20 protein-coding genes, 17 tRNA genes, 2 rRNA genes and 2 pseudogenes are annotated in these 26282 nt (G+C 37.2%); 7 read left to right on the top strand and 34 right to left on the bottom strand.

Features of this window, described 5'->3' with window-relative positions:
- Window positions 1-408: 408 nt before the first annotated feature.
- Window positions 409-2349: a PhoX family protein gene (locus tag HNQ85_RS10655; protein WP_181537709.1), complete on the bottom strand. Its 1941-nt coding sequence runs from the start codon at window positions 2347-2349 to the stop codon at window positions 409-411.
- A 270-nt stretch (window positions 2350-2619) separates the two neighbouring features.
- On the opposite strand from HNQ85_RS10655, the gene HNQ85_RS10650 reads away from it, so the two are divergent.
- Window positions 2620-3951 carry an APC family permease gene (locus HNQ85_RS10650; protein WP_181537708.1) on the top strand — a complete coding sequence of 444 codons (1332 nt, stop codon included), beginning with the start codon at window positions 2620-2622 and terminating at the stop codon, window positions 3949-3951.
- A 163-nt stretch (window positions 3952-4114) separates the two neighbouring features.
- Here the strand turns inward: HNQ85_RS10650 and yhbH are convergent, their stop codons facing one another.
- The 5 genes from yhbH to queG form a co-directional block, all read right to left on the bottom strand.
- Complete coding sequence (gene yhbH / locus HNQ85_RS10645) at window positions 4115-5275, bottom strand: sporulation protein YhbH (RefSeq protein ID WP_181537707.1); 1161 nt, start codon at window positions 5273-5275, stop codon at window positions 4115-4117.
- Between the two features lie 241 nt (window positions 5276-5516).
- Window positions 5517-7412 (bottom strand): PrkA family serine protein kinase, encoded by a 1896-nt coding sequence (locus HNQ85_RS10640; RefSeq protein WP_181537706.1) that lies wholly within the window; start codon window positions 7410-7412, stop codon window positions 5517-5519.
- Between the two features lie 400 nt (window positions 7413-7812).
- The gene (gene trmL / locus HNQ85_RS10635; RefSeq protein ID WP_181537705.1) at window positions 7813-8295 is read right to left on the bottom strand and encodes a tRNA (uridine(34)/cytosine(34)/5-carboxymethylaminomethyluridine(34)-2'-O)-methyltransferase TrmL; all 483 of its coding nucleotides are present in this window, start codon (window positions 8293-8295) and stop codon (window positions 7813-7815) included.
- A 53-nt stretch (window positions 8296-8348) separates the two neighbouring features.
- Window positions 8349-9212, bottom strand: a complete 864-nt coding sequence (locus HNQ85_RS10630; RefSeq protein ID WP_181537704.1) for an amidase domain-containing protein — start codon at window positions 9210-9212, stop codon at window positions 8349-8351.
- Between the two features lie 55 nt (window positions 9213-9267).
- On the bottom strand, window positions 9268-10407 hold the full coding sequence (gene queG / locus HNQ85_RS10625) for a tRNA epoxyqueuosine(34) reductase QueG (RefSeq protein WP_181537703.1): 1140 nt from the start codon (window positions 10405-10407) through the stop codon (window positions 9268-9270).
- A gap of 191 nt (window positions 10408-10598) precedes the next feature.
- Between queG and HNQ85_RS10620 the strand changes: the two genes are divergently transcribed.
- Window positions 10599-11264, top strand: a complete 666-nt coding sequence (locus HNQ85_RS10620; RefSeq protein ID WP_181537702.1) for a B3/B4 domain-containing protein — start codon at window positions 10599-10601, stop codon at window positions 11262-11264.
- A gap of 133 nt (window positions 11265-11397) precedes the next feature.
- Here the strand turns inward: HNQ85_RS10620 and HNQ85_RS10615 are convergent.
- Window positions 11398-11471, bottom strand: a tRNA-Gly gene (locus HNQ85_RS10615).
- A 507-nt stretch (window positions 11472-11978) separates the two neighbouring features.
- Between HNQ85_RS10615 and HNQ85_RS10610 the strand changes: the two genes are divergently transcribed.
- Window positions 11979-12398 (top strand): hypothetical protein, encoded by a 420-nt coding sequence (locus tag HNQ85_RS10610; protein ID WP_181537701.1) that lies wholly within the window; start codon window positions 11979-11981, stop codon window positions 12396-12398.
- A gap of 174 nt (window positions 12399-12572) precedes the next feature.
- Here the strand turns inward: HNQ85_RS10610 and HNQ85_RS10605 are convergent, their stop codons facing one another.
- Both HNQ85_RS10605 and HNQ85_RS10600 read right to left on the bottom strand, forming a co-directional pair.
- Complete coding sequence (locus HNQ85_RS10605) at window positions 12573-12938, bottom strand: hypothetical protein (protein WP_181537700.1); 366 nt, start codon at window positions 12936-12938, stop codon at window positions 12573-12575.
- Between the two features lie 106 nt (window positions 12939-13044).
- Window positions 13045-13182: a hypothetical protein gene (locus tag HNQ85_RS10600; RefSeq protein ID WP_181537699.1), complete on the bottom strand. Its 138-nt coding sequence runs from the start codon at window positions 13180-13182 to the stop codon at window positions 13045-13047.
- Between the two features lie 178 nt (window positions 13183-13360).
- Here HNQ85_RS10600 and HNQ85_RS10595 point away from each other — a divergent pair.
- Window positions 13361-14530 (top strand): annotated as a pseudogene (locus HNQ85_RS10595) (IS3 family transposase).
- 286 nt (window positions 14531-14816) lie between these two features.
- On the opposite strand, the gene HNQ85_RS10590 reads toward HNQ85_RS10595, so the two are convergent.
- The 6 genes from HNQ85_RS10590 to HNQ85_RS10565 form a co-directional block, all read right to left on the bottom strand.
- Window positions 14817-15239 (bottom strand): MauE/DoxX family redox-associated membrane protein, encoded by a 423-nt coding sequence (locus HNQ85_RS10590; protein ID WP_181537698.1) that lies wholly within the window; start codon window positions 15237-15239, stop codon window positions 14817-14819.
- A gap of 405 nt (window positions 15240-15644) precedes the next feature.
- Window positions 15645-16859, bottom strand: coding sequence for a M16 family metallopeptidase (locus HNQ85_RS10585; protein WP_181537697.1), 1215 nt, complete (start codon window positions 16857-16859; stop codon window positions 15645-15647).
- Window positions 16860-16916: 57 nt separating this feature from the next.
- Entirely contained in the window at window positions 16917-18404 is a 1488-nt protein-coding gene (locus tag HNQ85_RS10580; protein ID WP_181537696.1) for a hypothetical protein, read from the bottom strand.
- Window positions 18405-18423: 19 nt separating this feature from the next.
- Window positions 18424-19146 carry an ABC transporter ATP-binding protein gene (locus tag HNQ85_RS10575; protein ID WP_181537695.1) on the bottom strand — a complete coding sequence of 241 codons (723 nt, stop codon included), beginning with the start codon at window positions 19144-19146 and terminating at the stop codon, window positions 18424-18426.
- A 106-nt stretch (window positions 19147-19252) separates the two neighbouring features.
- A complete protein-coding gene (locus HNQ85_RS10570; RefSeq protein ID WP_181537694.1) occupies window positions 19253-20443 on the bottom strand; it encodes a HesA/MoeB/ThiF family protein in 1191 nt (396 codons plus the stop codon).
- Window positions 20440-21330, bottom strand: coding sequence for a GNAT family N-acetyltransferase (locus HNQ85_RS10565; RefSeq protein ID WP_181537693.1), 891 nt, complete (start codon window positions 21328-21330; stop codon window positions 20440-20442). Before HNQ85_RS10565 ends, HNQ85_RS10570 begins: the two co-directional genes overlap by 4 nt.
- Window positions 21331-21917: 587 nt before the next feature.
- Between HNQ85_RS10565 and istA the strand changes: the two genes are divergently transcribed.
- The 3 genes and pseudogenes from istA to HNQ85_RS17835 all read left to right on the top strand — a co-directional run bounded on the left by istA (window position 21918) and on the right by HNQ85_RS17835 (window position 23958).
- Window positions 21918-23207, top strand: coding sequence for an IS21 family transposase (gene istA, locus HNQ85_RS10560; protein ID WP_181537692.1), 1290 nt, complete (start codon window positions 21918-21920; stop codon window positions 23205-23207).
- Window positions 23200-23616, top strand: a complete 417-nt coding sequence (locus tag HNQ85_RS17840) for an ATP-binding protein (protein ID WP_281363456.1) — start codon at window positions 23200-23202, stop codon at window positions 23614-23616. Before istA ends, HNQ85_RS17840 begins: the two co-directional genes overlap by 8 nt.
- A 28-nt stretch (window positions 23617-23644) precedes the next feature.
- Window positions 23645-23958, top strand: a pseudogene (locus tag HNQ85_RS17835) (ATP-binding protein).
- 48 nt (window positions 23959-24006) lie between these two features.
- Here HNQ85_RS17835 and HNQ85_RS17620 read toward each other — a convergent pair.
- From HNQ85_RS17620 to HNQ85_RS10460, 19 genes are all read right to left on the bottom strand, one after another.
- Complete coding sequence (locus HNQ85_RS17620; RefSeq protein ID WP_246326850.1) at window positions 24007-24213, bottom strand: hypothetical protein; 207 nt, start codon at window positions 24211-24213, stop codon at window positions 24007-24009.
- A gap of 133 nt (window positions 24214-24346) precedes the next feature.
- Window positions 24347-24429, bottom strand: a tRNA-Leu gene (locus HNQ85_RS10545).
- Window positions 24430-24504: 75 nt separating this feature from the next.
- Window positions 24505-24590 (bottom strand) — tRNA-Leu (locus tag HNQ85_RS10540).
- A gap of 18 nt (window positions 24591-24608) precedes the next feature.
- Window positions 24609-24682 (bottom strand) — tRNA-Cys (locus HNQ85_RS10535).
- 10 nt (window positions 24683-24692) lie between these two features.
- A tRNA-Gly gene (locus HNQ85_RS10530) sits at window positions 24693-24764 on the bottom strand.
- Between the two features lie 7 nt (window positions 24765-24771).
- A tRNA-Gln gene (locus tag HNQ85_RS10525) sits at window positions 24772-24846 on the bottom strand.
- A 26-nt stretch (window positions 24847-24872) separates the two neighbouring features.
- Window positions 24873-24948, bottom strand: a tRNA-His gene (locus tag HNQ85_RS10520).
- An 8-nt stretch (window positions 24949-24956) separates the two neighbouring features.
- Window positions 24957-25030: transfer RNA gene (locus HNQ85_RS10515), tRNA-Trp, on the bottom strand.
- Window positions 25031-25057: 27 nt separating this feature from the next.
- Window positions 25058-25142: transfer RNA gene (locus HNQ85_RS10510), tRNA-Tyr, on the bottom strand.
- Between the two features lie 15 nt (window positions 25143-25157).
- Window positions 25158-25233 (bottom strand) — tRNA-Thr (locus HNQ85_RS10505).
- A gap of 64 nt (window positions 25234-25297) precedes the next feature.
- Window positions 25298-25373 (bottom strand) — tRNA-Phe (locus tag HNQ85_RS10500).
- A gap of 12 nt (window positions 25374-25385) precedes the next feature.
- A tRNA-Asp gene (locus HNQ85_RS10495) sits at window positions 25386-25461 on the bottom strand.
- A gap of 15 nt (window positions 25462-25476) precedes the next feature.
- A tRNA-Met gene (locus HNQ85_RS10490) sits at window positions 25477-25553 on the bottom strand.
- A gap of 23 nt (window positions 25554-25576) precedes the next feature.
- Window positions 25577-25652: transfer RNA gene (locus HNQ85_RS10485), tRNA-Val, on the bottom strand.
- Window positions 25653-25660: 8 nt separating this feature from the next.
- Window positions 25661-25732: transfer RNA gene (locus tag HNQ85_RS10480), tRNA-Glu, on the bottom strand.
- Between the two features lie 14 nt (window positions 25733-25746).
- Window positions 25747-25837: transfer RNA gene (locus HNQ85_RS10475), tRNA-Ser, on the bottom strand.
- A 5-nt stretch (window positions 25838-25842) separates the two neighbouring features.
- Window positions 25843-25917: transfer RNA gene (locus HNQ85_RS10470), tRNA-Asn, on the bottom strand.
- Window positions 25918-25931: 14 nt separating this feature from the next.
- A 5S ribosomal RNA gene (rrf, locus tag HNQ85_RS10465) occupies window positions 25932-26048 on the bottom strand.
- A 140-nt stretch (window positions 26049-26188) separates the two neighbouring features.
- Window positions 26189-26282, bottom strand: a 23S ribosomal RNA gene (locus HNQ85_RS10460); the annotation flags it as partial.

Below are 26282 nucleotides of genomic sequence, written 5' to 3'. Positions count from 1 at the left end.
AGATGTGGTACGCATCTATATAGCGGATGATGAACAATGGGAATTACTTGGTCAGGAAGTAGGCTGGAATCAAGTTGAATTTGAAGCTACGGAAAAGTTAAAAGCAGTCAGTGAAAATGTCACCAAAAACGTTTGGAATCATCCTTCCGAATGACAGTGTATTAAAGAATCTGAGTACAAACTTTTATTATCAAAAAATCATCCAGACTATCTAAATACGCGGCTCACTTGTTCATATGCCAAAAGACAATGTTCGCCTTGCTCGAATTTCTTGCGATGGCAAGGACGATTTTGCAAAATGAAAAAAGAGGCTGTTTCATAAGGATCTGACCTCACGCCCCCATCATAATATATCTTGGTTGTGGGATCTGATCCTTTGCTTTGGGAACAGCCTCTTTCTATTATCCTTTATTTTTTCTTTTTCTGTTTCTTTAATTCTTCCTGCAACTTTTGAATATTCGGCAATCCATGAATATAACCAACAGCACCAGCTTGATTAATTCCATAAGTTGCATCAACAGCTTTTTTCACGTCCTCCATATTTACCGCTGTTGGCGCAAAATTGTCTAATTCATCACCTGGATGCTGGAAATTGCTCATAACATAGCTAAATCCATTTCTGTTATCAACCGCTTGAAGGCCCGTTGCCTCTGCACCAGCAGGTACAGATAAAATACGGGATAATTGTTTTGTTTCTACATTATAAGCCCATACAAAATTGTTAATATGTTGGCTGCTGTCTTCCCCGATAAACAATGTACGATAATCCTCTGAGAAGCTTAAGTTGTCTGGACCAGCAATTTTATTCACGTTCGCTTTATTTCCGTAAGCGTCAGGCTGAGCTAAATCTTCGCCGACAAGAAGCGCCTTCATAGAATCGGCTACATATCCGCTGTTCATCGGCTGACCATCTGTGTTCTTTTGTCCTGGCTTTAAGCTTAACTCATAAACGGCACCAGCTTTTACTTTTGGCAATTGAATGTGATCCGTTGGGTCTTGATCGTTTTTCTCCATCCCTTTACCAATTTCGGAAATCGCTACATATAATTTTTTATCTTTTGCATTAACTGCTAAGCCTTCCATCTTATTAAATTCGCTTGTTGCCCCTAACATAGCTGCATAACGACGCGTTTCTAAGAATGCCGCAGCTTTTTCCATACCCGGTTTCAGTTTCAAGTATTCTACTTTCCCGTAGTTGGCTTTCTGACCTGAGTATTGCTTAACAGGGATAAAACCTTCCTCCGGCACATCGGACACTTCAAATATATCACTGAATGTAATTCCTTTATCAATGATACGTTTAATTTCCTTATCTGTCGCATGTCCCAATTTAATCCATTCTAAATTGCCAGCTCCGCCGTTTTCCGCACTTGTTTGCGTAAATTTCGCTGCATATAATGTGCCGGTTGACAAATCACGTGGTTTATCAGCTACATACATAAACAGCATTGTATATTCACCGTCGTCTCCAAAGTAAGCAGTACGCTCATCCGGCATTACTATCATCATTTCATTAGAACGACGTCCAGTACTATAATGTTTCACAACACGCGTCATACCGTCAGAACTGACAAATACTTCAGGAATAAAGCCGTAATAATAAGGATTTGCTTTGTTCTCATCATCAAAATATAGCTTTGCAAAATCTTTTAAATGAGCGGTTGATTCACTAAGTTTATCTGGTGTATCAAATTCAAATGAACGTGCATCAGGCTCATACTCTTCTGAACCTAAGTGCGTATTCCACGGCGTTAACGAGCCGTTGCACGGCACCCATAAACCGTTTACTGTTGAAAAGTCAATTTTGTCAACCGTTGAAACCTTTAACTCTCCTGATTTCCTATTTTGTTGAAGTTTCGTTAACGTCATTGATGCTGGCACGCGGCGCCACGCCGGATTTCCCGCATTGTCTAACGAATCATATTCATAATGAGAAACAAGATACAAAGAACCGTCTTTCATCGGACGAAGCAAGCTATTTGCATCTGGTGCGTCAGATACATAATGAACAGGTTTTCCATCTACCGATTTGTCCGTAATTGGGTCACCGTAATAATCCATTGGTGTGCCTGCTGAGAAAGTTTCGCCGTTAGACATTTTAAACGTATCCGTTGTTTTAAAAAGCTGCTTATATGTAAGCGGGAATGTTTTTGTTGTTCCATCTGTGTACTTGACGATCACTTTTGCTGTTGTAAACGGTTGACTCATTTCTTCAACTTTCGTTGGTGCTTTCGAACCACTAAACGAAATTGATTCAATTTTTACTCCTTTTGTTGATGCTTGAGCTGGGGGCAAAGTAGGAACCATGATGCTAAGAGCCAAAGCAACAGCAATTCCTTTCTTTTTCATCCTATCCTCTCCTTATTGATAGAATAAACATTCTATCTCCATTTAATAAAATCATTGTTAAACTACTTAAATAAATAAGTAAATTGATTGTTAATTCATGTAAAATATTCACTTACAAATGTTTTTAAGCGTCATCATACCGCTTTTATTCATCTTCACCACTACTTTTTATGATCGAAAATTGAATATTCAAAAAAAGGAAAACTCACAAAATCTCATGTTATAATCAGTTCATCATTAAAATACATTTGTTCTCTGGTGGTGGACATTATGGACAAAGCAGATTTGCAGAAAAATATTGGCTTTATTGTTGCTACATCTTTAGTCATTGGAACCGTAATCGGATCAGGAATTTTTATGAAACCGGGGATCGTCATTGCTTCGGCTGGCGACTCTACAATGGCTTTATGGGCATGGGTAATCGGTGGGATTATTACTCTAGCAAGCGGTTTAACAATCGCGGAAGTTAGTGTAAAAATACCGAAAACAGGTGGATTGTATGCTTATTTAGAGGAAGTATATGGAAAGTTTTGGGGATTTTTATGCGGCTGGGTACAAACAATCATCTACGGTCCGGCTGTTATCGGGGCAATCGGGTTGTATTTTGGGTCATTAGTAGCCGGTTTATTTGGATTTTCCGATAATAGCAAAACAATCATTGGCATTATTTCTGTTATTTTTCTTTGTATTGTAAACTTATTAGGAACACAATATGGCGGTTTTATTCAAAGCCTCTCGACATTTGGTAAACTTGTTCCAATTGCTCTTATCGCTGTTTTTGGCATTTGGCAAGGAGATGTTCCCGTGTTTGGTATGGAGAGCGAAAGCAGCCAAGCAGTTAGTATGGGAGCGGCCGTTCTCGCAACTCTTTGGGCATATGATGGCTGGATAAACGTTGGTTTCGTTGCCGGAGAGATGAAAAACCCTGCTAAAACGCTCCCGAAAGCGATTATTACGGGAATTATTATTGTCATGATTGCTTACTTGTCAGTGAATATTGCCATGCTTCATATCTTGCCGGCAAATAAGATTGTTGAACTCGGACCAAACGCAGCAAAAGAAGCTGCTACGCTGTTATTTGGCGAAATGGGTGGTAAGCTTATTGCTATCGGTATTCTTATTTCCATTTTTGGTGCCTTAAACGGTAAAATTCTCACGTTCCCGCGCATTCCTTTTGCGATGGCGGAAGATAAACTGCTGCCTGGGGCAAAATGGCTATCACGCGTACATCCAAAATTCAAAACACCTGTTCAAGCAACTATTCTACAATTAGTCATCGCGATCATCATGATGCTGGCCGGAAACCCCGACCGTCTTTCCGATATTGCTATTTTCACTGTTTTCTTATTTTATGGTTTAGCTTTTTATGCTGTCTTCTTGCTTCGTAAAAATGGAACGGACAATGACCATTTATATAAAGTGCCGTTATACCCTGTTACACCTATAATTGCTATTCTTGGAGCGATATATATTGTCGGAAGTACGCTCATCCACAATCCAGTAGATTCACTTTTCTCTATTTTCATCTCCTTATCTGGTTTACCTATTTATAAAATGGTAAAATCACAAAAAACAAAGACAACCATACGAAAAGTAAGCTAATAGATAAAATTTGTTAAGATGCTGTCTCATATTTTGAGTCAGCATCTTTTGTATTTCCGACTATATACAAAAAAATCCATAAATAAAACTAACTACCAATCGATGTTTCTTATGCTGTATGGAGCAGTTTATAAAAAGAAAAATCAGCCTTTTCGGCTGATTTTCACACAAGCGCCTTATTTTCTTCCTTCTTAAAGAAGCTCTTCATCGCGTAGAACACATCGGACTTTTGCTTGAGGATGTAATAGCGGAATTTTTCATCTTTGATGTTTTTGTAAGCGGACATTAATGTAGAATGGCGATTGTACTGATTTACTTCTCCGTAGCCGAACATGTTCGATACTTTCAGCAATTCATTCACAAGTTTGACGCAGCGGGCGTTGTCAGAAGTTAAATTGTCGCCGTCAGAAAAATGAAACGGATAAATGTTATAACGAGAAGGTGAATATTTCGTTTCAATTAATTCAAGCGCTTTTCTGTAAGCAGAAGAACAGATTGTACCGCCACTTTCACCTTTGTTGAAAAATTCTTCTTCCGTGACAACTTTCGCTTCTGTATGATGAGCGATAAACGCAATTTCAACCGTTTCATACTTCGTGCGCAAAAAGCGAGTCATCCAGAAGAAAAAACTTCTGGCCATATACTTTTCCCATAAGCCCATCGAACCGCTCGTATCCATCATCGCAAGGACGACCGCTTTTGATTCTGGCTTTACAACTTCATTCCATGTTTTAAATTTTAAATCTTCCGGATAAATTGGATAAAAACTTGGGTTTCCGCTCATCGCGTTTCGTTTAAACGCAGCCATCATCGTTCGTTTTTTATCAATATTCCCCATTAAGCCCGTACGGCGAATATCGTTAAACTCAATATGCTCGACTACATTTCGATCTGTTTCCTTGCGCTTTAAATTTGGTAACTCCAGCTGGCTAAAAAACGCCTCTTCCAATTCCATTAATGATACTTCTGCCTCATAATAATCATGTCCTGCCTGGTCACCTGCCCCTTGCCCTTTACCAGCTCCCTTCTGTCCTTCACCTGAGCCGTCCCGGGCAATCACATCACCGATTTGACTGTCCCCATCTCCTTGGCCAACGTGTTTATTTTTCTCATAGTTATAACGAATTTTATATTCATCTAAAGAACGAATCGGAATTTTAATCACATCTCGACCATTTGACATAATGATGCTTTCTTCCGTAATGAGGTCAGCTAAGTTATTTTTAACGGCCTCTTTTACTTTCTCTTGATGTCTTTTTTGATCATCATGGCCTTTGCGATGGAGGGACCAATCTTCTTTCGATACAACAAAATTTCTACTCATCCTTTCCCCCTCCTAACATTTTTTCACATTTTTATGTGTTCATTCATATACTTATTTTGGTGGCTGAAAAATACAATAATAATGGTTGGTTACTCTATCGTATGCAGGAAACTGAAATAATTGACAAATTATTTAGAAAATTAATCTTCAATTTCTACATTGGACAAACCCAAAAATATCCAACCATAAATATCGTCTCAATAGATAGGGCTAAAAAAGCATGCCTAAGTAATTAGGCATGCTAGCGGTTTAACAAGCTTCCGACATATCGAAGCAATTCGTTCGCTGATGTTGAATTATATCCATATTCATCAATTAATCTCGCAACTACTTCATTCACTTTCTTTAATTGCTGCTCATCTGGTGTTTTCGTGGAAGTTGTAATTTTTACGATATCTTTCAAATCAGCAAATAGTTTCTTTTGAATCGCTTCACGTAAGCGCTCATGAGAGTTGTAATCAAATCGCTGCCCCTTTCTTGCATAAGCGGAGATGCGGATTAAGATTTCCTCGCGAAACGCTTTTTTCGCGTTTTCTGAAATACCGATTTGCTCTTCGATCGAACGCATCAATTTTTCATCCGGATTCATTTCTTCTCCTGTAAGCGGATCACGTAATTTGCTTTTATTGCAATAGGCTTCGACGTTATCTAAGTAGTTATCCATCAGCGTTTTCGCTGACTCTTCATATGAATAAACAAACGCTTTTTGTACTTCTTTTTTGGCAATTTCATCATATTCTTTCCGTGCCAGCGAGATAAAATTCAAATAACGTTCTCTGTCTTCATTTGAGATCGAAGGGTGCTGATCAAGCCCCTCTTTTAAAGCACGAAGCACATCAAGCGCATTTATAGATGGGACTTCTTTGCGGATGATGCAGGAGGAAATACGGTTAATCACATAACGCGGATCAATCCCGCTCATTCCTTCATCCGGATATTCTTTCTTTAATTCCTCTACATCAACGTCATTATAACCTTCCACAGCTTCTCCATCATATAGACGCATTTTCTTTATCAAATCAATGTCGCCTCGTTTTGGCTCTTTTAAACGAGTTAAAATTGTAAACATAGCAGCCACTCTCAGCGTATGCGGAGCAATATGAACATCAGCCACATCGCTTTCGCGAATCATTTTCTCATAAATACGCTCTTCTTCTGATACTTTTAAGTTATATGGAATTGGCATAACAATAATCCGTGAATGAAGCGCTTCATTCTTTTTATTCGCAATAAACGAGCGATACTCTGTTTCGTTTGTATGAGCGACGATCAGTTCATCAGCGCTGATAAGCGCAAAGCGTCCTGCTTTAAAGTTTCCTTCTTGTGTTAGTGACAATAAGTGCCATAAAAACTTTTCATCGCATTTTAACATTTCTTGAAATTCCATAAGTCCACGGTTCGCCTTATTTAATTCACCATCAAAACGATATGCACGTGGATCAGATTCTGAGCCATATTGCGCAATTGTTGAAAAGTCAATGCTTCCTGTTAAATCAGCAATATCCTGCGATTTTGGATCGGACGGGCTAAACGTTCCAATACCGACCCGTTTATCTTCGGAAAAGAAAATCCGCTCAACCATAACATCTTCAATGCGGCCACCGTATTCTTTTTCAAGACGCATCATGTTTAACGGAGAAAGATTACCTTCAATGCGAATGCCGTATTCTTGATAAAAATCATCACGTAAATGATGAGGAATTAGATGGAGCGGGTCTTCATGCATTGGACATCCTTTAATCGCATATACAGCCCCTCGATCGGTATATGAATATGCCTCCAATCCCCTTTTTAGCATTGTAACAAGCGTTGATTTTCCACCACTCACTGGTCCCATTAATAACAAAATACGTTTACGTACATCAAGACGCTTCGCTGCAGGATGGAAATACTCTTCCACTAATCTCTCTAGCGCTTCTTCTAAGCCAAATAGTTGCCCGCTGAAAAAATTATATCGCTTTCTTCCGTTTACTTCTTCAACCCCTGCATCTTTAATCATATTATAAACGCGCGAATGAGCGGACTGGGCAACCCATGGCTTCTCTTTTAAAAGTTCCAAATACTCCGCGAATGTACCTTCCCACTTTAATCGTTGCTCTTCTTCCCTGTACCTTTCAATTTTCTTTAAAATATCCATAAGGGACCTCCTCCATCTTTGATGTCTAATAGCGAGATTAATACAATTTATGCGTGGATGTCCGTTATGATTCATCACAAACGGAAATTTCATCGGAATATCAAAAGAGGCAACTACATACACTTAACATTCACATAGCTTGTTATATAGGCTATAATGGAGATATACAAAACTTTTTGGGATATAGAATAAGGAGGAAAAAACATGAGAACATTGCTTGTTATGGGCGTTATTGTAGCGTTTTTAACAGCGATTTTCACTGCTGGCTATAACGACAAACCAGGAGTAAAAAATTAATTTTTTAATAAAAATGACCTCCATCCTTTTTGATGAAGGTCATTTTTCATGAACCCCTCCCTTCTACACTTCGCTTAGAGGAGAGAGACTTCTTGAGAAAGTGTTAAAACACTCCAGGAAAACCTTGTTGTCTTAACGCTTCATACACTAAAATCGCTGCTGTATTGGACAAATTTAACGAGCGCACATTTTCATTCATTGGAATGCGTAAACAGCGCTCCATGTTATTTTCGATTAGTTCTTTTGGCAATCCGGTTGTTTCGCGGCCAAATACAAAGAAATAGTCTTTCGATGGATCGCTGTAATCAAAAACCGAATAATACTTTTTCCCAAACTTCGTGATAAAATAAAATTCTCCATCTTTATACTTATCAAACAACTCCTGAAGCGAATCATAATAAAGAACATTGACATATTGCCAATAATCCAGTCCGGCGCGTTTCAACATTTTATCATCCGTTGAAAACCCCAGCGGACGAATTAAATGCAGTGTTGTATCTGTAGCGGCACAAGTACGCGCAATATTTCCTGTATTTGCGGGAATCTCTGGTTGATATAAAACAACGTGTAAAGCCACTATCGTCACCTCAAACTTTTCATATTTCCGCCCATCATTATATCATTATTTGCTTCAAAACATTAAACAATATGAAAAAACTTATATTGAATATTAGGGGTATATGCAGTTGAATCTTCATATGACCAATATCTCATTCGGCTATTCGTTGTATGCGCATTGACAAGCGGCATCCCTTGTCTATCTTTTGCGACAACAATCGTCGCATGATCAAAGCGGCCGTCTCCTTGAAAATCATAACAAATCACATCTCCCGGCATTAATTTCTCGGGAGACGATACTTCAATCGCCTTCAGCCCGCTATGAGTACCGCTTAAATACCAGCGAAACGAATGAGCTACCGCCCAACTATAGCTCCAACTACCATTTTTCATCCACCAACCCTTCGCCCGGTTTGGATATCCACTCATTGGAATGCCGCCTGCATATAAACATTGCGAAACAAAATTGGTACAATCAACAGCAAACTTTTTAAAAGCGGGATTATAGCTATTCCACCACGTTTCTGCATAGCGGACCGCAGCGAAACGATCGTATTGGTAAGATCCTTTTTCTCTTACCTCATATCCACGTTCCATTCGTCCTTCGCTTTCACTAACAACCTCTCCGTCTACAATTTCCTTGTCTTGGATAAGCTCACCGTCTTTAAACAATGCACGTCGTTCTTCTACTTGTTCTTCTAAATACATCCAGTCTTTTTGTCTAATTAAAAATTGATAATGAACTACATAATCAACCTCCATTTGTCTATCGACTTGATGTTTACGCAAAATTTCTCCACGCGCTTGACACTTCACGATTTCGGCATTACGCTTGCGAAATAAGCCGAGTTTCCTTTCTACGGATTCATCGCATGTATTATTTGTTTCTCCACATACAAATGCATGTATTTTCTTTTCGAGCATAGAAATCAGTTCTCTTCTCACGCCGTTCACCACTTTTTTATCGTTTTTTATTACTTTATGTGGTGAACAAGCGATTTTAGTCCTGATTGAGTAATAGATGCAATCCTTTATCAATTTCCTTTAATACTTCTTCATCTTTTTCTACTCGCTTTGCCTCTTCCAGAAAAGGAATGACGCTCTTTTCCCCGATTTTTCCTAACGCCCAAGCGGCTGTTCCTCTAATGACAGGGCGGCTGTCTTCTTTCAGCAATTTTAGTAAATCGGAAATGGCGGTTTTATCTTTATAATGAGCCAATGCAAGAATCGCATTTCGTTGAATCGGCTTTTTTCCACGCCATGAACCTGAAATCAAACCAAACTTCTCTTTAAACTCTCGATTGCTAATATGAAGTAGCGGTTTCAATTTCGGTTTCGCAATTTCTGGATCTGGCTCCATTTCAGGATGAAGATGAAAATCCTTCCCTTTATTTTCAGGACAGACCGTCTGACAAGTGTCACACCCGTAAAGCCGATTGCCGATTTTATCGCGGAACTCATCAGCTAAAAATCCCTTTGTTTGTGTAAGAAATGCAATGCATCGTTGCGCATTGAGTTGTCCCCCTTGCACAAGCGCCCCTGTCGGACATACCTCTATACATTTATTGCATGTACCACAACGATCTTCTATGGGTGCATCTGGAGGAAACGGAATATTTGTAATCATCTCTCCTAAATATACATATGAACCAAATTCTGGAGTAATAATGGAGCAATTTTTCCCGCTCCATCCGATCCCCGCTCGTTCAGCAACAGCCCGGTCCGCCAATTCTCCAGTATCAACCATTGACTTCAGTTGAGCGCTTGGCACTTTTTCTAAAATAAATTCTTCTAATTTTTGCAATCGTTCACGTAAAATATGATGATAATCTTTTCCCCATGATGCCCTGCAAAAAATTCCTCTTCTTTCTTCCTTTGTACTGCGCGGAGCATTTTTCATTTTTGACGGGTAAGCCAATGCGATGGCTATAATCGATTTAGCACCCGATAAAAGTAATGATGGATTTGTCCTTTTCTCAATATCAGGTTCTTCAAATCCCGATTGGTAACCTAACTCCTGCTGCCTGCGCAGACGCTCCTTCAGTTCAGTAAACACATCCGCGCTCGCAAAGCCAATTTTGTCAATCCCAATCGTTTTACTGTATTCAATAATTTCCTTTTTTAACGCAACCACATCCATATAAATCCCTCCTTTCGTAAAATTTCCTTATATATGCTACACTGAAAATAAAGTGAAACTACATCAGTGGGGTTTTCTTCATCCCTACTGATGTTAGTTGAACTTATCGGATTCTTAGCGTCCGTTATCTCCTACCTGTAAAGGCGGGAGTCTTATGGACGGTTAGAACGGGATAAAAAAGAGGTGGAAAGATGGAACTTTATATTTCAAAACATCTTAAAGAAGTGATACATCATTTTAAAGTTGGGGTTATTGTATACAAAAATATTATTGTTGAGCAATCCCCACAAATGTTAAAAGGTAGGTTGCAGTTTTTTCAAGAATCACTGTACTTTGATTTGCAAGAAACCCCTTTATCCAATATCCCTGAAATTCAGGAATGGCGTACAATATTTAAACAAATTGGTACAGACCCCAATCGATATCGTCATTCTGCCGAGAGCTTATATCGACGAATTCATAAACAAAATTTTATTGGCTCGATCCATTCCGCAGCGGATGTGAATAACTTCTTTTCTCTTTATTATAAAATCCCAATAGGCATCTATGACCTAGACAAGATATCAGGAAATATTTCCATTGACATTGGAAAAGATAACGACGAGTACATAGGAATTAACGGTCGTGTAATGAACTTTGCGAAAAAGCTCGTTTCGAAAGATGCCTTGGGTCCTTTCGGCAGTCCAATTGTCGATTCAGAACGAACCGCAGTTACTTTCGATACGAAAAACGCTGTGCAAATTGTTTATCTATTACCATCAATGAGCAACAATCAATGTGAGAAGCTCATTCACTCGATCAGTAAAATGTTTGTCCAAATTCATGGCGGGGACGCTACCAGCGAAATTGTACTTTAAATGAAATGGACTGAATTTCACCGTTGGGGGTTCTTCTGTTCCCGCTGATGCTGCTATATATTTAGCTAAATAAAAAAACGCAATGCCCCGTTTAACCGAAGAAACGAAACACTGCGTTGTCCCCTATGTATAATGGAGCGGGTGATGGGAATCGAACCCACGACATCAGCTTGGAAGGCTGAGGTTTTACCACTAAACTACACCCGCAGAAAAAACAGAAATTTGTCGAATAAAAAATTTAAAATAAAAAACAGGTCTAGCCTGCTGAATGGTGACAATCTTTAGTCAATTAGTACTAAAACTTTCGTTACTAACGATACACATTATATAATGTATCTCATTTATGGTCAATACTTTTTTCTTACTTTTTTACATTGAAGCAATGAACTGTTCTGTTAAAATAACGAATTCTGTTTTGGAGTACAAAATCTTAAATAACAACATAAAACACATATTATTTCATTGGCCATTTAACATAAAATTGAACATACAATAAGCAAACAAAGACGCTTGGGTATTTTCAAAAACCAAGCGTCTTCTGTTTGCTCTTCGAACGCTTCCGTTAGTGGAAGAAACTGCGTATCCAAACATAAACTTCATATACATAAAAATAAACAGAATAAGGAAATATAAGGAACAATAGCATAATTTAACAAGTAACCATCTTTCCCAACAATAACTATTTTTCCCTAAAAGAGAACAGAAGGAGATATCATGAGGAATATTGCCGCTTTATTTTCCATACTTATGCCCGGATTCGGACAAATATATAATGGTCAGTTCATTAAAGGTGTCTTCTTTTTAATAGTTGAACACTTTGATAATGTATTTGGAAAAATAAACAAAGCCATTCATCTTGATTTTAACGGATTACACCAACAAGCTGTAGAGGTGGCAAATTTTGAATACATGTTATTTTACCCTGGATTTTATGCTTATTGCATATGGGACGCATGGTATTACGCAAAACCTAATGCTGACAAGACAAAAACCGCCATTCCTTTTGTGATTGGAGGTTTTCTTGGAGAGATAAGTGCCATATTAGCGAACCGATTACAAATACCTACTCTAACGGTTGGAATGCTCATGATTATTCCTATGATTTGCGGGATGATTATATTTAGGAAGCAATAAGCATGGATGAAAACACCTTTTGTTCAACGAACCTGCCCTTTAGCGCTGAACATGAAAAGCAATACCGTTTTGAAGGATCGTCACCCGTTAGCCCCCATTCCACACTTCGCGGTCCCAAAGATATGCTGTGGCTTACATGAGCATGGAATAAGGAGAATACATTTTGGTCATCGTTTATTCCAAGTTTCTTATCCGTTTTCTAATTTCTGCAGCAACACTTACAGGATCTTCAATCTGAAATATGACATAATGATATTTTTCATGTCCTTGCAACTCCATAATGACGAGAGGTTCTCTTCGTTCATAAGAAAGGAAGTACCACTCATTAGCATATTTAAAACTTCCCTCATAGATATTTAGAGGAGATATGGAAGTCCCAGGCATCCTGAGCATCCATTGAGGTGCGTCAAAATAATCTACATATACACTTTTAATAGTGTGATAAGGCATTGTAACTTTTCGTTTTAAGGCAAAAAAGCATGTGACTCCATTTAGTTTTAAAGTAATTTCGTCTTTACCAAAATGGACTTCTCTGCCCATGATCATCTCCTCTTTCATAAGTAATCGGAACAATAAAACCATCCTTCATACATTTAATGACGATGAAAAACAAAAAATGTTTTAAAAACGTCACTCAATATCAATCTTAAATGGCTCCGTTAAATATATTTTGATCTTTTTCTGTCTCTGAATCACTCGATATCTTTCTTTCCATTTGAATACGGAATTTAGCAGACTTCCCATTACTGCTAATGTCAAGCAACGAAATTGTATAATCTTCCATTACAAAGCTTCCCTTTGAAATCTCTATTAGAGGATTGGGAAATGCTGTATTATTTAGCCATTCTACACACCCTTCTATTAGTTTTTCAGTATCAATTGTGATGTTAGTCTAAAAAGTGGACACAGAGAACAGAGAGACTATAATAAACTTAATTACAATAAGTTCGAGGTGTCCAATCATGAAAAAGAGAACATTTGATCAAGAATACAAGATTCAAGCCGTTGAGTTATGCTTGGAGGGGGACAAGTCGATCGCCCAAGTGGCAAAAGAATTAGGTTTGGCTTACAACACTCTTCACCGTTGGGTTAAAGAATACAAAGAAAGTAACAGAACGAGTTTTGTTGGTTCAGGACATATCAAGCCACAAAATCAAGAAATCATCGAGTTACGCCGTCGTAATCAAGAGTTGGAGGAGGAATTAGCGATCCTAAAAAAGGCATTAGGCATCTTCACCAGAAACCAGAAGTAATTTACGCCTTCATTTTTCAACACCCGAAATGAATTTCTTGTTGTGAAGATGTGCCAAGTGCTCGGTGTTTCAAGAAGTGGGTATTACGACTGGCTCAAGCGTGCGAAAAGTAAACAGAAAGAACGAAAAGAACAACTCACTCAACAGATTCGAAAGGAGTATCTAAAGTCCCGTAAGATTTACGGAAGCCCGAAAATTACGCAAGAACTACGCAAACAAGGGATTCGTGTGTCTCAAAAGACGGTCGCTCGCATCATGAACGAAGAAGGCTTGAGATCCATTACCGTCCGTAAATTCAAAGCCACTACGAACAGTAACCATCCTTACAACGTATATGACAATTTATTGAAACAAACCTTCCAAGCAACGGCTCCGAATGAAGTATGGATGGCCGATATCACGTACATTCCTACCGATGAAGGCTGGTTGTATTTAGCGAGTATCATGGATTTATATACTCGTAAGATTGTAGGATGGTATATCGATACACGAATGACAAAAGAGTTAGTCATCAAAGCGTTACAACGGGCTCTAAACAGCGAAAAACCAACGGAACGAGTGATTCATCATTCGGATCGTGGAAGTCAATATGCTTCGAATGATTATCAGCAACTTTTACAGGAACATCATTTTCAAGTGAGCATGTCGAGACGTGGAAACTGTTACGACAACGCTTGTATGGAGTCGTTTCATAGCCTAATCAAGAAAGAGTGTATCTATCCGAATCGATTCCGCACGCGAAAAGAAGCGAAACAAGCCATTTTTGAGTACATCGAATGCTTCTACAACCGCAAAAGAAGTCATTCGGCCCTTGGCTATGTATCGCCATGTGAATTTGAGGCTGCTTACTACGCTAACCAGAGAAAAGTAGCTGCCTAAGCAGAGCTTTTCTCTCTGTTTAACGTGTCCGTTTTCTTGACATAACACCAAGTAATGGCATGAGCTTTGTGGGTTCAGACAACATTGAATGTTTTTACAATCAAAAACGAAGTCATTCAGCGCTCGGCTATGTATCACCATGTCAATTAAAGCTACTTACTACGCTAATCAGAGACAAGTAGCTGCATAGGTTCAGCTATTTCTCTCTGTTTATCGTGTCCATTTTCTTGACATAACACACCATTCAAGCCCTTATACAAAATTTGAACACTACCTAAGTGGAAATTTATTTTACATTCACATTATATATTCCAATGCAAAGAAAAAGGATAAAGAAGCATATGTTTAAATAGATATGTTTTAAATCTATTTTTGAAGGAACTTGAATTCCAAAGCAACCACATCCATATGGAAGCTTTTTTCCATATTTTATAATCATAATTACAATAAAAATAATTTGTAAAAGTCCACCCATAACACTTACCAATAGCAAATTTTTAAATAAGATTAAGCTTAAGGCTATATAGATTTCTAGAACTGGAAGTATTAGAGCAACAGCCTTTTCTATATATTCATTATTGAGCAACTCATAACTTTGTACAATGTTTTTAAATGCATAAATGCTTCTTAATTTTGTTAGACTACTTTGTAAATAAATGACACCTAATGTTAAACAAATAGTAATAACCAATATTTTAATTAAAATCATGTTCTTTTAGTTCCTCCATAATCAATCTAATATATGTTGAATGGGAAGCAGCTTTATCCATTGTTTGAGAACACATTTTTGCAATTATGTTGCCTCGGTGAAATATTAGTAAGACTGGAGGATTACAATCAATAGTAACAAGTTTTTTTGCAAGATCCATTTTCAAAAAATAAATTGGAATATCTATTCTGTTTTTTACCTTTCTAAATACATTAATACAATTAATACAAGAAGTTTCATCGAAGATGGCAACAATCGCGCAATTCAACTGAGAAATCTTATTCAAATTTGTTATCTCCGTTTGTTTAATAAAATTTTCCGACAGTTTGTAATTGATTATTCCATAGCAACAACTTAACAATGTTAAGAATAATATTAATGAAGTAATCATCTCTTATTTCATCCTTATATGGATATATTTTTATCTAAAATTTCATTATGGAATAAAAGATATCCTTTCTCTCTTTTTATCATATCTCTAACAAAAGAAATGTAATCCTTTATACCAACTTCGCTTAATCGTACTAAATAATCATCAACAAAAATATCTTCCCTTGACAATAAAGAATTTTTAGCTTGGAATTTCATTCTTTCTAATGTGGTTTCATACAAAATAAAGCTTTGGTTTATTGCCATATTTTTAATTTGCTCGAAGTCCTTTGGACTAATCTGAGCTACTGATTCTAGTGTTGATTTAATTACATTTATTACTTCTAATAGCTTGTCCGAAGAAAAAAGTGCGGTAATTCCTAAAATCCCTGCAATGGTATAAGGTAAATAATAAGAAAATGTTTGATAAGATAATCCCCTTTTTCTTAATTCCCTAATCAAAAGTGAATTTTGTCCAGAATTAGTAAGATGAAAAGTGAGAATCTCAGGTAAGATATGTTGATGAAAATCACTTGTCTCAAAGTAAGAAAGTATATTCAAAATCGAGATATCATGTAAGGACTCCTCGATAATAAATGAGGTAGAATACTCAATATTTGATATTTTGTAGCTTTTATTTTCCTTGTTAATGTTTTCTAGGTAATCTAATGCTTCATATAGCTGTTTCTCATCGATACCCCCATTTATGGAAACCACAAGTGGAGACTTTAATATTTTATTGTACCAAGTGTCGGATAGCTGCTCTAAGTCGAAGCTTAAAACGTTGTTTTCCGAACCTAAAATAGGAAATGCTAGTGGGCTCTGTTCTTTAAAAATACATCTTGAAATATTATCTAAAGCATTCTCTAAAAAATCTGATTGATACATTTTTATTTCTTCAATAATAACTGCTCTTTCTGATTCCACTATCTCCTTAGTTATTTTAGGTGAAAAGATTTGAACAGCTACCCTTTTTAGACACTCTAAAAAATCCTTTTTATTCACTGTTACGTTAAAACTAATATATTCTTTACTTGTTATACACTCGACTCTTCCACCTTTATTTTCAATAAATATTTCAAATTCTTGCTTGTTTATTACATGTTCTAAAAAATGTGAAATGCCGTTATTACTTTGTGTTTCATAAGCAGAACCAAACTGAAACCAAAAGCCGAAAGAAACAATATCTACATTTCTTTGACATTCACAAATAACCTGAATACCATTTTTTAATTTCTTTTTTATTTTCATCATTATCACCGTCAAAAATTTATAGTCAGATTAGCAAACAATTTGGATATTAGAATTTCACGCATCATTCCCAATTGTTTTATATTTCGTTACTTTTTTCTCGAATCTATTTATACTCAATCTGTATATTATAGCTGATAAAAAATTACACGCTATGGCTGTGATGAAATCCGTGATCCCTAAAGTCGGGGAGGTAAACATATACTTGTAAAAAATAAACAAGAATAAAAACCCAACAAGTAATGACAAATAAGTGATGTTTGTTTGCGGAATTTGTTCTGTAATCATAGATGATTCGGAAGGTTTGGAGTAACTTTCAATATTGATGTCGAACAACGATATGCTCAAAGTAGTAATTACTAAGCTAAGTAGGCTTAAAAAAGTGATAGCAATAATTAACACAAAAGATTTTATAGGCAAATCCAAGAACAATACATACATACTGATCGTCAATAGACTAGGCACCAATAGTATACAGAAACCTAGAATTGCTTTTGACAAAAATAATTTACTTCCATTTACACCTGTGAATATATACCATTGTATAATTCCTTTATCCAAGTGGAATAAAGAAATTGGAATTTCTCCAAATAGTAAAAACGTGGTAATTAGTGATATTTGAAATGCAAACCATTCCTCATGGCTTTGCGATAAAGGGAGATAATCAATCAAGAAAGAGAGTCCTTTTTGTTCAATCATGAATAAAATGGCAACCTGAGCAGCGATCCAAACATAAAATCTAATTTTCGTAATTGGGTTGGCAAATAATAAAATAACATCTTTGAATACAATTGGATTTTTAATCATCTTAACAAAAGAAATGCGTTCTTTGCCCTTATTAGACGTTTGGGAAATTTTGTTAAAATAGTCTACACTAATCATATAGAAGCGATCTATTACATTTGGTTTTACATAAATAAAAGACAAAATAAACAAAGCAACGACGAAATAAATGATTAATGGCACAGTCACAACATCAATTTTTGTAAGTGCTACGCCAAAGATAAAGAGTAGTAGAATTATTTGTATAACAAATACAAAAACAATTAACCATTTCACCGATTTAATAAACCTAGTAGAAAATAAAGCAAATAAAATAGCTAACAGAAATGACAGAAAGGAACAGATCAAGAAAGCAACGAAATAGAACGGGGCTAATGCTACATGGGCAGCTGAAAAATACAAAGAAATACCCAAACCTATGATTGCGTTTTTGACAGTATTAATAAAAGATATTGCTAAAATAATCGATGATTTATGGATGCCAGTCAAAAATGGAAACGTAAGATCATTTAAAGAAAACAACTTTTGATAAATATTCAATAGCGTTTGCAACCAACTAATAACAATAGCTTGCAATACAATAAACAATACTATTTCTGTTGGTGTGAAAAATTGAGATGGATTTACGATTAATCCTAGAAGAAAAGCTCCAATCATTGTTACTATTACTTTCAAAATTAATAACCATTTATTCCCACGTATCCATAAATTTAGTTGTTCTTTAGAATGCGTTTTAATGATAATAGTTGCTGGAGTCTCCATTCAGTTTGTAACCCTCCATTCAAGATATAGCTTTCAAAAATACACCTTCTAAATTTTTTGCCTTATATTTCTCTTTTAATTCTACAAGTTCCCCTTGTTCAACAATTTCCCCCTTTTCGATAATAATAATTCGATGAGCTAACTCTTCAACTACATCTAAAATATGCGTCGTGAGTAAACATGAGACTCCTTGTTGCTCATTTAACATTTTGATAAGATCTTTTATTTCTCTAGCAGATCTAGGATCCAAACCGTTTGTAACCTCGTCTAAAATAAGAAGCTTAGGGGAATGAATAAGACCACATGCAATGGAAACTTTTTTCTTCATTCCTAAAGAGAAATTTTTAATCAGCTCATCTTCAAAATCTTTCAAATTCATAATAGACAAAAGTTCATCAATCCTTTTGGATAAAACACTTGTTTTCATATTATACAATCTTCCTACAAAACCTAACATTTCTTTCGGAGTTAATCCTTCGTAAAGAACAGGAGTATCAGGAATATACCCAATTTTGCTCATAATATCCTTATGATGATCAATCACATTCATACCAAATATTTCTATATGCCCTTCAGTTGGCAAAAGTTGTCCTGTCAGCATCTTAATTGTTGTCGTTTTTCCTGCTCCATTTTGACCGAGAAAACCTAAAATTTCCCCCTTTTTTATAAAAAAATCAATATGTTTAACAGCATACATGTTTCCAAACTTTTTACAAACGCCTCGAACGTTTACATCATACATATTGGTTCACCCGCAATTTGTTTGTATTTCATTTAATCTTAATCAGCAAAAGGAGAGAGGGGATCCCCCTCTCCTGTTTCATAACAAATATAACAGTGCTTTTTCACTAGCAAACAAGTTTAAATAGTCTTGTTCCCAAGCAAATTAATCCACCGTTTTTTTCTTCTTTAACAACTCTAACTTTCATTTTTTCACCTCCTTTCAAGTGAGCACATCTATTACAAGGTTCATGAATATATTCCAAGAGGTTTTTCTTGTGAAAAGATAAATGAATAAAATCCAGCTCTATATGTTGATTTATAATAACAGGAGAAGAAAAATTGGTAAGAAATTTTATAGCCTCTAGCACTTGCAAATTGGCTACAATACTCGCAATTCCCACTACTGAACCATAATCTATGTCTCTTTTTTCAGATAAGAATGGTCTTAAATCTCCATCATGATTGTGAATTGCTTTCCTAATACAAGGAAAACACATCGTTTTTTTAGGAATAATTAGATAACCGAGACTTGTTTGATGCGCACTGTATCCTCCCCCTGTAATAAAGGGAATATTCATTTTTTGACAAATATCATCTACAATCATGCTTGTATATTCCATATTTGGATCATCCATACAGTTAACAACAAGATCTGCCCCTTTTATAATATCTTCCAAGTCCGATGCCTGAGATATCCTTCTGTCAAAAGTGATTATAGATACAGAAGAATTTATACTGCTTAATTTTTCTTTGGCAACACTCGACTTCAACTTTCCTACATCGTTTTCACAATATAAGGCTTGTCTTGTTAAATTTTTCTCTTCAACATGGTCGGGATCATTTAAAATCAATGTCCCTACTCCCATTGCACATAGACTATATGCTATATGACTTCCCGTTCCACCTAACCCTAAAATACATACCTTTTTACTACTTAATAAACTTTGTATTTCGTGAGCGTTATTAAACTGAAGAAAATTTCTAAAGAAATGAATCTGATTCGAATATCTTTTTAAATCAGACGGTATTGCTATGTCTGTAAATTCTATGATATTCTTTTGATATAAGTAATTTAGATAGTTATCGACATCTTCTGAAAAGTCTCTTGCAAACTTTCTTCTGACTAAATCTTTAATGTCTTTTATAGTATTTTCACCGTTAATTTGTCTTAAGAAAAAATCTGAAATTTCATCAATTTCAAGAATTATATAATTTCTAGTTATGACATTATTGAATACCAATTGATTGTTTTTTAGATACAATAATTCAATAGTCCCTTTAAATCTAGGCTTTAAACTTGAATTAAATTTATTCATTGACATTCACCCAATGTAGTAAAAATATTAAAAAGCAAAACAGGTAAAGTTTCTTCAATATCATTTCTATCTATTATTACATTGTTTGGATACTGAACTACAACAACCTCTTGCTTCAAAGAACAATAATTGCAGAATTCCTCCACTATTTCAGGAGCTATATTCCAATATTTATCCTCTAAAGCAAGCTTTATGTAAATTGTGTCAACAAGAATTTCATACGTAATATTTCCTATTAACTGATCAAAGAGAAAAATACCAAAAACAAATGGTCCCCAAATAAACCTAATAACATCATGAATAGTTGATCTTTCGATAGAAATGTTTTCAAAGTCTTTTTGTAAGTTTTGACTGATAATACTGAAATATAATTCTTTTTGGTTCATATTGATTTTTTTGAATTTTAAAGAGATAGAAGAAGAGAGATTGTTTCTATTAAATTTGAACGCATTTACGTAAAAGAAATTTGCATTTGCATACTTTTGAAGCATTTTTTGGGAAGGAATATTTTTGTTAAACGCTGCGCCTAGAATAAAATCGAACCCTTGCTTATACAACTCTTTTCTATAGAGCTCGATAACTGTTTTACTTAATCCTTTTCCCCTTGATTTAGGGGTCAAATATATATCCATACAAATAACTATCTTCTCACCTATCTTCCTATGGAAACAATAGGCAATCACTTGGTCGTTATCGACAATTTTTACAGTGCTTAGAGAATATCGGTAAAAAAGTGTACCCACTATGTTTTGAAAAACAATCTTTTTTAAAGGGTTGCACATATAATGTAAATACGTAGGATCTCCCATTTCAAAATATGTTCTCGATATTTTTTTGAATATTTTATTAGCTTCACCTAAAGATAATGTACTATTAACTACTTTCATCCTAATCAATCCCCGTAATAAAACCTATTTCCAATTTCCCATCAAATTTCCAGTTCCATTTTATACAAATATTGGAATTTGCGTCAAGGATATATAGAAGAAAAATTTACATTTTTTCTACTATTTTTTCTTCTTTCGACACACAGATTTTTGTTTATTCTGTTCGATATAAACACCATTGTATATTTAACCAGAATACAAATCCCCTTTTGTTGAAGCATAGGAAGATAATGAGTGTATAGGATATTTCAACAATTATGAAAAACATAAGTAGAAAAGTACTAAGTAAAATTGGGATGGGAATTAAGTAATATCATCAAAAAAAGAAAGAGTAAGTGAAACTAAATTATCACTTACTTTTTTCCATTACAATTCCTCTTTAATCCTCAAGCCATTCTAAGTCATCTGGATTATTTCTATCTAAAATAACCCGTCCTTCGTTATCTGTTTTAAACACTTTGATCTTTCCGTTTTCCATTAACGATTGAAGATTTGTATAAATGCTAATTTAATAATGTACAAAGCTGCTTGTGTAAGAATGTACAATTTTGATTCTCGCATGCATACTGAACTTGAGGTGAAAAGGTATGCATGCGAAATTAACAATCGCAACAGAGATAGAAATTCGTTGTTTATCAGATTTACCAAAATTAAAGATACTCATGGAGAGTTCAGGAATGAAAATTAATAAGAGTCAATTAGCGAGAGAGCTGAATGTAGACAGGAGGACAGTGGATAAGTACTTAAAGGGTTATGTTCCGAAAAAGAAGAGAAACAGGTCTTCAAAAATTGATCCGTATTATGAGGTGATCGCTGAGCTACTTTCTGAAGAATCCAAGCAAGTGTTTTATTACAAGCGTGTGTTGTGGCAGTACTTGAAGGACCATCACGGGCTGCAGTGCTCATCGTCTGCCTTTCGGGCTTATATTGCACGTAAGCCGGAGTTTCAAGCTTATTTTACAGAGGGAAAACGAACAAAAACAAACAAACCAGTCGTTCGATACGAAACAGCACCAGGAAAACAAGCGCAGTTTGATTGGAAGGAGAACATTCGATACGTAACGAAAGAAGGGGAAGTGTTGTCGGTACAGGTTGGAGTGTTCCTTCTGTCCTACTCTCGTTTTCGGACGTTTTTACTTACGCTTTCCAGAACACAAGGGATGTTGATGGATTTTTTAGCTCAAACCTTTGAAATCATTGGGGGTGTTCCAAAGACAATCCTCTTCGATAATATGAAAACGGTGATGGATGAAGCGCGAACTACGTATTCGAAAGGGGTGGTCAATGAGCGATTTGATCAATTTGCCAAAGACTATGGATTTGACATTCATCCGTGTATAGCCGGTAGACCGAGGACGAAAGGAAAAGTGGAAACGACGATGAAACTCATTGATGAGATTCATGCGTACCAAGGAAAGTTGTCATATGAAGAACTTCAGGACTTTATTCAGTCCCTCTGCGAACGGATCAATCATAGCTACCATCAGGGCACAGGAAAGATTCCGATTCTTGCCTTTCAACAAGAAAAAAATCTCTTACTCCCCTTGCCAAGGAAGGAAATAAGAGATTCATACAAGATCAAGCATATACCTGTCAAAGTCAACTCGGCCGGCATGATTAGCTACAAGGGAAATCAATATTCCGTACCGATGGACTATCAAGGAAAAACGGTAAATGTACAGGTATATGATGAACGGATGTATGTCTATTATAACACAAAACTCATTGCCGAACACCCAGTGAGTTCGTTGAAAATGAATTACAAGGAGGAACACTATATTCAGGCATTATCGCAAGATTTGCCTCATTACCCAGATGTCGGAGAGTTAGCGAAGAAAAACTTACTCGCCATTCATGAGGTGTATAAAAATGAATAGCAGCTACCAACAATTAATTCGAAATTTAGAATATCTCAAACTCAAGCAGATGATCATTCATTTGAACGAAACGATTGATTTTAGCACGAAGAACGAATTACCCTTTGTGGAAACGCTCGTCAAATTGACGAATTATGAAATTGATACACGGGAAAGAAATATGATTCATTCGATGGTAAAAGTGGGGGCCTTTCCTCACTTGAAGGAACTAAAAGACTTTGATTTCGACTTTCAGCCATCCATCAATAAACAGCAAATATTCGATTTTACCACCTTACGTTTTATCGAAGAGAAAGAAAATATCGTCTTTTTAGGGCCAAGTGGAGTGGGGAAAACCCACTTGGCCACCGCCATCGGTATTGCGGCAGCCAAAAAAAAGAACGAGTACGTATTTTATCAAATGCCATGAGTTAATTTTACAACTAAAGAAAGCGAGGATGGAAAATCGATTAGATGACCGATTAAAGCATTACGCGAAATATAAGCTATTGATTATCGATGAAATTGGTTATTTGCCGATTGATAAGGAAGACGCCAAACTGTTTTTTCAGTTGATTGATTTGCGATATGAAAAGAAAAGCACGATTTTTACGACCAATGCCAATTTTAAAGACTGGGGGAGATTTTCCAAGATCCAAAGTTAGCCAACGCCATCTTAGATCGGATTTTACACCATGCGACCGTTATTAACATTGTAGGGAACTCGTATCGTTTAAAAAATCACTTGGAAAAGGAAAGCGAAAACGAGTAAATTTGTACATTCTTAAACAGTCAAAAATGTACATATTCATCTTGACATTTACACACTGCGATAATATTTAATCGTATGTTCCCTTAAATTCCTCAATTCGCAATCCTCAATAAATATCTCTAACAATTCATCAAATGTGTATTCAATCTCTCCGATGTCATCAGATATTAACAACAACTCCTCACGACTCAACTCTCCTCTTCTTCCTCTCTTGCTCTTTCTCTGCAATTCTCTCTCATTTTCTATTCTTCCCACTTTCCATTTCACCTCACCGAACACGATTAGCCGCACACGATTTTTCTTGCTCGAATCGTATTCGGTAAAAATAAATCAAGGGTTCCCACAATCGTGAGAACCCTTGATCCTAAAGCCTTTTCCCTATTTTCAGTGCCGATGGTGGGAGTCGAACCCACACTCCCAGAGGGAACACGATTTTGAGTCGTGCGCGTCTGCCAGTTCCGCCACATCGGCATATTTCAAAAATATGAAATACATGGAAAATTATAAATAATCGACCTTAGGATGTCAAGCACTTTCACCCTAAAGTGCCGAGGGCCGGACTCGAACCGGCACGGTAGTCACCTACCGCAGGATTTTAAGTCCTGTGCGTCTGCCAATTCCGCCACCCCGGCAAAAGCCACAAAAATAAATGGAGGCGGCACCCGGATTCGAACCGGGGGTGAAGGTTTTGCAGACCTCTGCCTTACCACTTGGCTATGCCGCCTTAATTTATAAGCGGAAGACGGGACTCGAACCCGCGACCCCCACCTTGGCAAGGTGGTGTTCTACCACTGAACTACTTCCGCATGATTGTGGCTGGGGTAGCTGGATTCGAACCAACGCATCACGGAGTCAAAGTCCGTTGCCTTACCGCTTGGCTATACCCCAACGCATAAGAAATTTTATCCTGAATATGGGGCGACTAGTGGGAATCGAACCCACGAATGCCAGAGCCACAATCTGGTGCGTTAACCACTTCGCCATAGCCGCCATCTCTTTGGCAGGGGCAGTAGGAATCGAACCCACACCGGAGGTTTTGGAGACCTCTGTTCTACCATTAAACTATGCCCCTATTGTTCTTTTTATGCTCATTAAAAAATGGTGGAGGGGGACGGATTCGAACCGCCGAACCCACAGGGAGCGGATTTACAGTCCGCCGCGTTTGGCCACTTCGCTACCCCTCCGTATAAAGTCTTTACTGGTGCCGGCTGCAGGACTTGAACCCGCAACCTACTGATTACAAGTCAGTTGCTCTACCAATTGAGCTAAGCCGGCTAATAAAAAATAATTTCTCAGTTATCCGACCATGCTTTATCAATTGAGCTAAGCTGACACAAAATGGTGGCTCGGGACGGAATCGAACCGCCGACACAAGGATTTTCAGTCCTTTGCTCTACCGACTGAGCTACCGAGCCATCTATAACAAATGGCGGTCCCGACGGGACTCGAACCCGCGATCTCCTGCGTGACAGGCAGGCATGTTAACCACTACACTACGGGACCAATATATTATGTATTTGGTTGCGGGGGCAGGATTTGAACCTGCGACCTTCGGGTTATGAGCCCGACGAGCTACCAGGCTGCTCCACCCCGCGACGATCATAACTATACCTTTTCATGGTGGAGGATGACGGGATCGAACCGCCGACCCCTTGCTTGTAAGGCAAGTGCTCTCCCAGCTGAGCTAATCCTCCAAAAAAGATGACCCGTACGGGATTCGAACCCGTGTTACCGCCGTGAAAGGGCGGTGTCTTAACCACTTGACCAACGGGCCGTCATATAATCTAGTGGCGGAGAGCAAGGGATTCGAACCCTTGAGGCGCTGTTAACGCCTACACGATTTCCAATCGTGCTCCTTCGACCACTCGGACAGCTCTCCAAAAATGGCTCCGCAGGCAGGACTCGAACCTGCGACCAATCGGTTAACAGCCGATTGCTCTACCACTGAGCTACTGCGGAATAGTTATCTTAAGGCCTGGCAACGTCCTACTCTCGCAGGGGCGCTGGCCCCAACTACCATCGGCGCTGGAGAGCTTAACTTCCGTGTTCGGGATGGGAACGGGTGTGACCTCTCCGCCATCGTCACCAGACTATATATTATTATTTTTTACAGACAACCTTTATTATAATCGATTGTCGAAGAGTGTCAAGGAATTTTTTATTCCCTCAAAACTAGATAACCGGTATTTCTCGTATTCATGGAGAAGCTCCACTCACTTCGCTTTTCTACTTGGTTAAGTCCTCGATCGATTAGTATCCGTCAGCTCCACGTGTCACCACGCTTCCACCTCGGACCTATCTACCTTGTCATCTTCAAGGGATCT

Origin of the sequence: [Anoxybacillus] calidus (assembly GCF_013760845.1) — a bacterium.
Taxonomy (GTDB): Bacteria; Bacillota; Bacilli; order Bacillales; family Anoxybacillaceae; genus Paranoxybacillus; species Paranoxybacillus calidus.
Note: the sequence above shows the minus strand (reverse complement) of the source record. Positions and strands in the feature narration are given on the sequence as shown.

Bases quoted from the DNA above. Each gene is read 5' to 3' on its own strand.
- HNQ85_RS10655 (WP_181537709.1), bottom strand. From the start codon at position 2,349: ATGAAAAAGAAAGGAATTGCTGTTGCTTTGGCTCTTAGCATCATGGTT.
- HNQ85_RS10650 (WP_181537708.1), top strand. From the start codon at position 2,620: ATGGACAAAGCAGATTTGCAGAAAAATATTGGCTTTATTGTTGCTACA.
- yhbH (WP_181537707.1), bottom strand. From the start codon at position 5,275: ATGAGTAGAAATTTTGTTGTATCGAAAGAAGATTGGTCCCTCCATCGC.
- HNQ85_RS10640 (WP_181537706.1), bottom strand. From the start codon at position 7,412: ATGGATATTTTAAAGAAAATTGAAAGGTACAGGGAAGAAGAGCAACGA.
- queG (WP_181537703.1), bottom strand. From the start codon at position 10,407: ATGGATGTGGTTGCGTTAAAAAAGGAAATTATTGAATACAGTAAAACG.
- HNQ85_RS10620 (WP_181537702.1), top strand. From the start codon at position 10,599: ATGGAACTTTATATTTCAAAACATCTTAAAGAAGTGATACATCATTTT.
- HNQ85_RS10610 (WP_181537701.1), top strand. From the start codon at position 11,979: ATGAGGAATATTGCCGCTTTATTTTCCATACTTATGCCCGGATTCGGA.
- HNQ85_RS10605 (WP_181537700.1), bottom strand. From the start codon at position 12,938: ATGGGCAGAGAAGTCCATTTTGGTAAAGACGAAATTACTTTAAAACTA.
- HNQ85_RS10600 (WP_181537699.1), bottom strand. From the start codon at position 13,182: ATGGAAGATTATACAATTTCGTTGCTTGACATTAGCAGTAATGGGAAG.
- HNQ85_RS10590 (WP_181537698.1), bottom strand. From the start codon at position 15,239: ATGATTTTAATTAAAATATTGGTTATTACTATTTGTTTAACATTAGGT.
- HNQ85_RS10585 (WP_181537697.1), bottom strand. From the start codon at position 16,859: ATGAAAATAAAAAAGAAATTAAAAAATGGTATTCAGGTTATTTGTGAA.
- HNQ85_RS10580 (WP_181537696.1), bottom strand. From the start codon at position 18,404: ATGGAGACTCCAGCAACTATTATCATTAAAACGCATTCTAAAGAACAA.
- HNQ85_RS10575 (WP_181537695.1), bottom strand. From the start codon at position 19,146: ATGTATGATGTAAACGTTCGAGGCGTTTGTAAAAAGTTTGGAAACATG.
- HNQ85_RS10570 (WP_181537694.1), bottom strand. From the start codon at position 20,443: ATGAATAAATTTAATTCAAGTTTAAAGCCTAGATTTAAAGGGACTATT.
- HNQ85_RS10565 (WP_181537693.1), bottom strand. From the start codon at position 21,330: ATGAAAGTAGTTAATAGTACATTATCTTTAGGTGAAGCTAATAAAATA.
- istA (WP_181537692.1), top strand. From the start codon at position 21,918: ATGCATGCGAAATTAACAATCGCAACAGAGATAGAAATTCGTTGTTTA.
- HNQ85_RS17840 (WP_281363456.1), top strand. From the start codon at position 23,200: ATGAATAGCAGCTACCAACAATTAATTCGAAATTTAGAATATCTCAAA.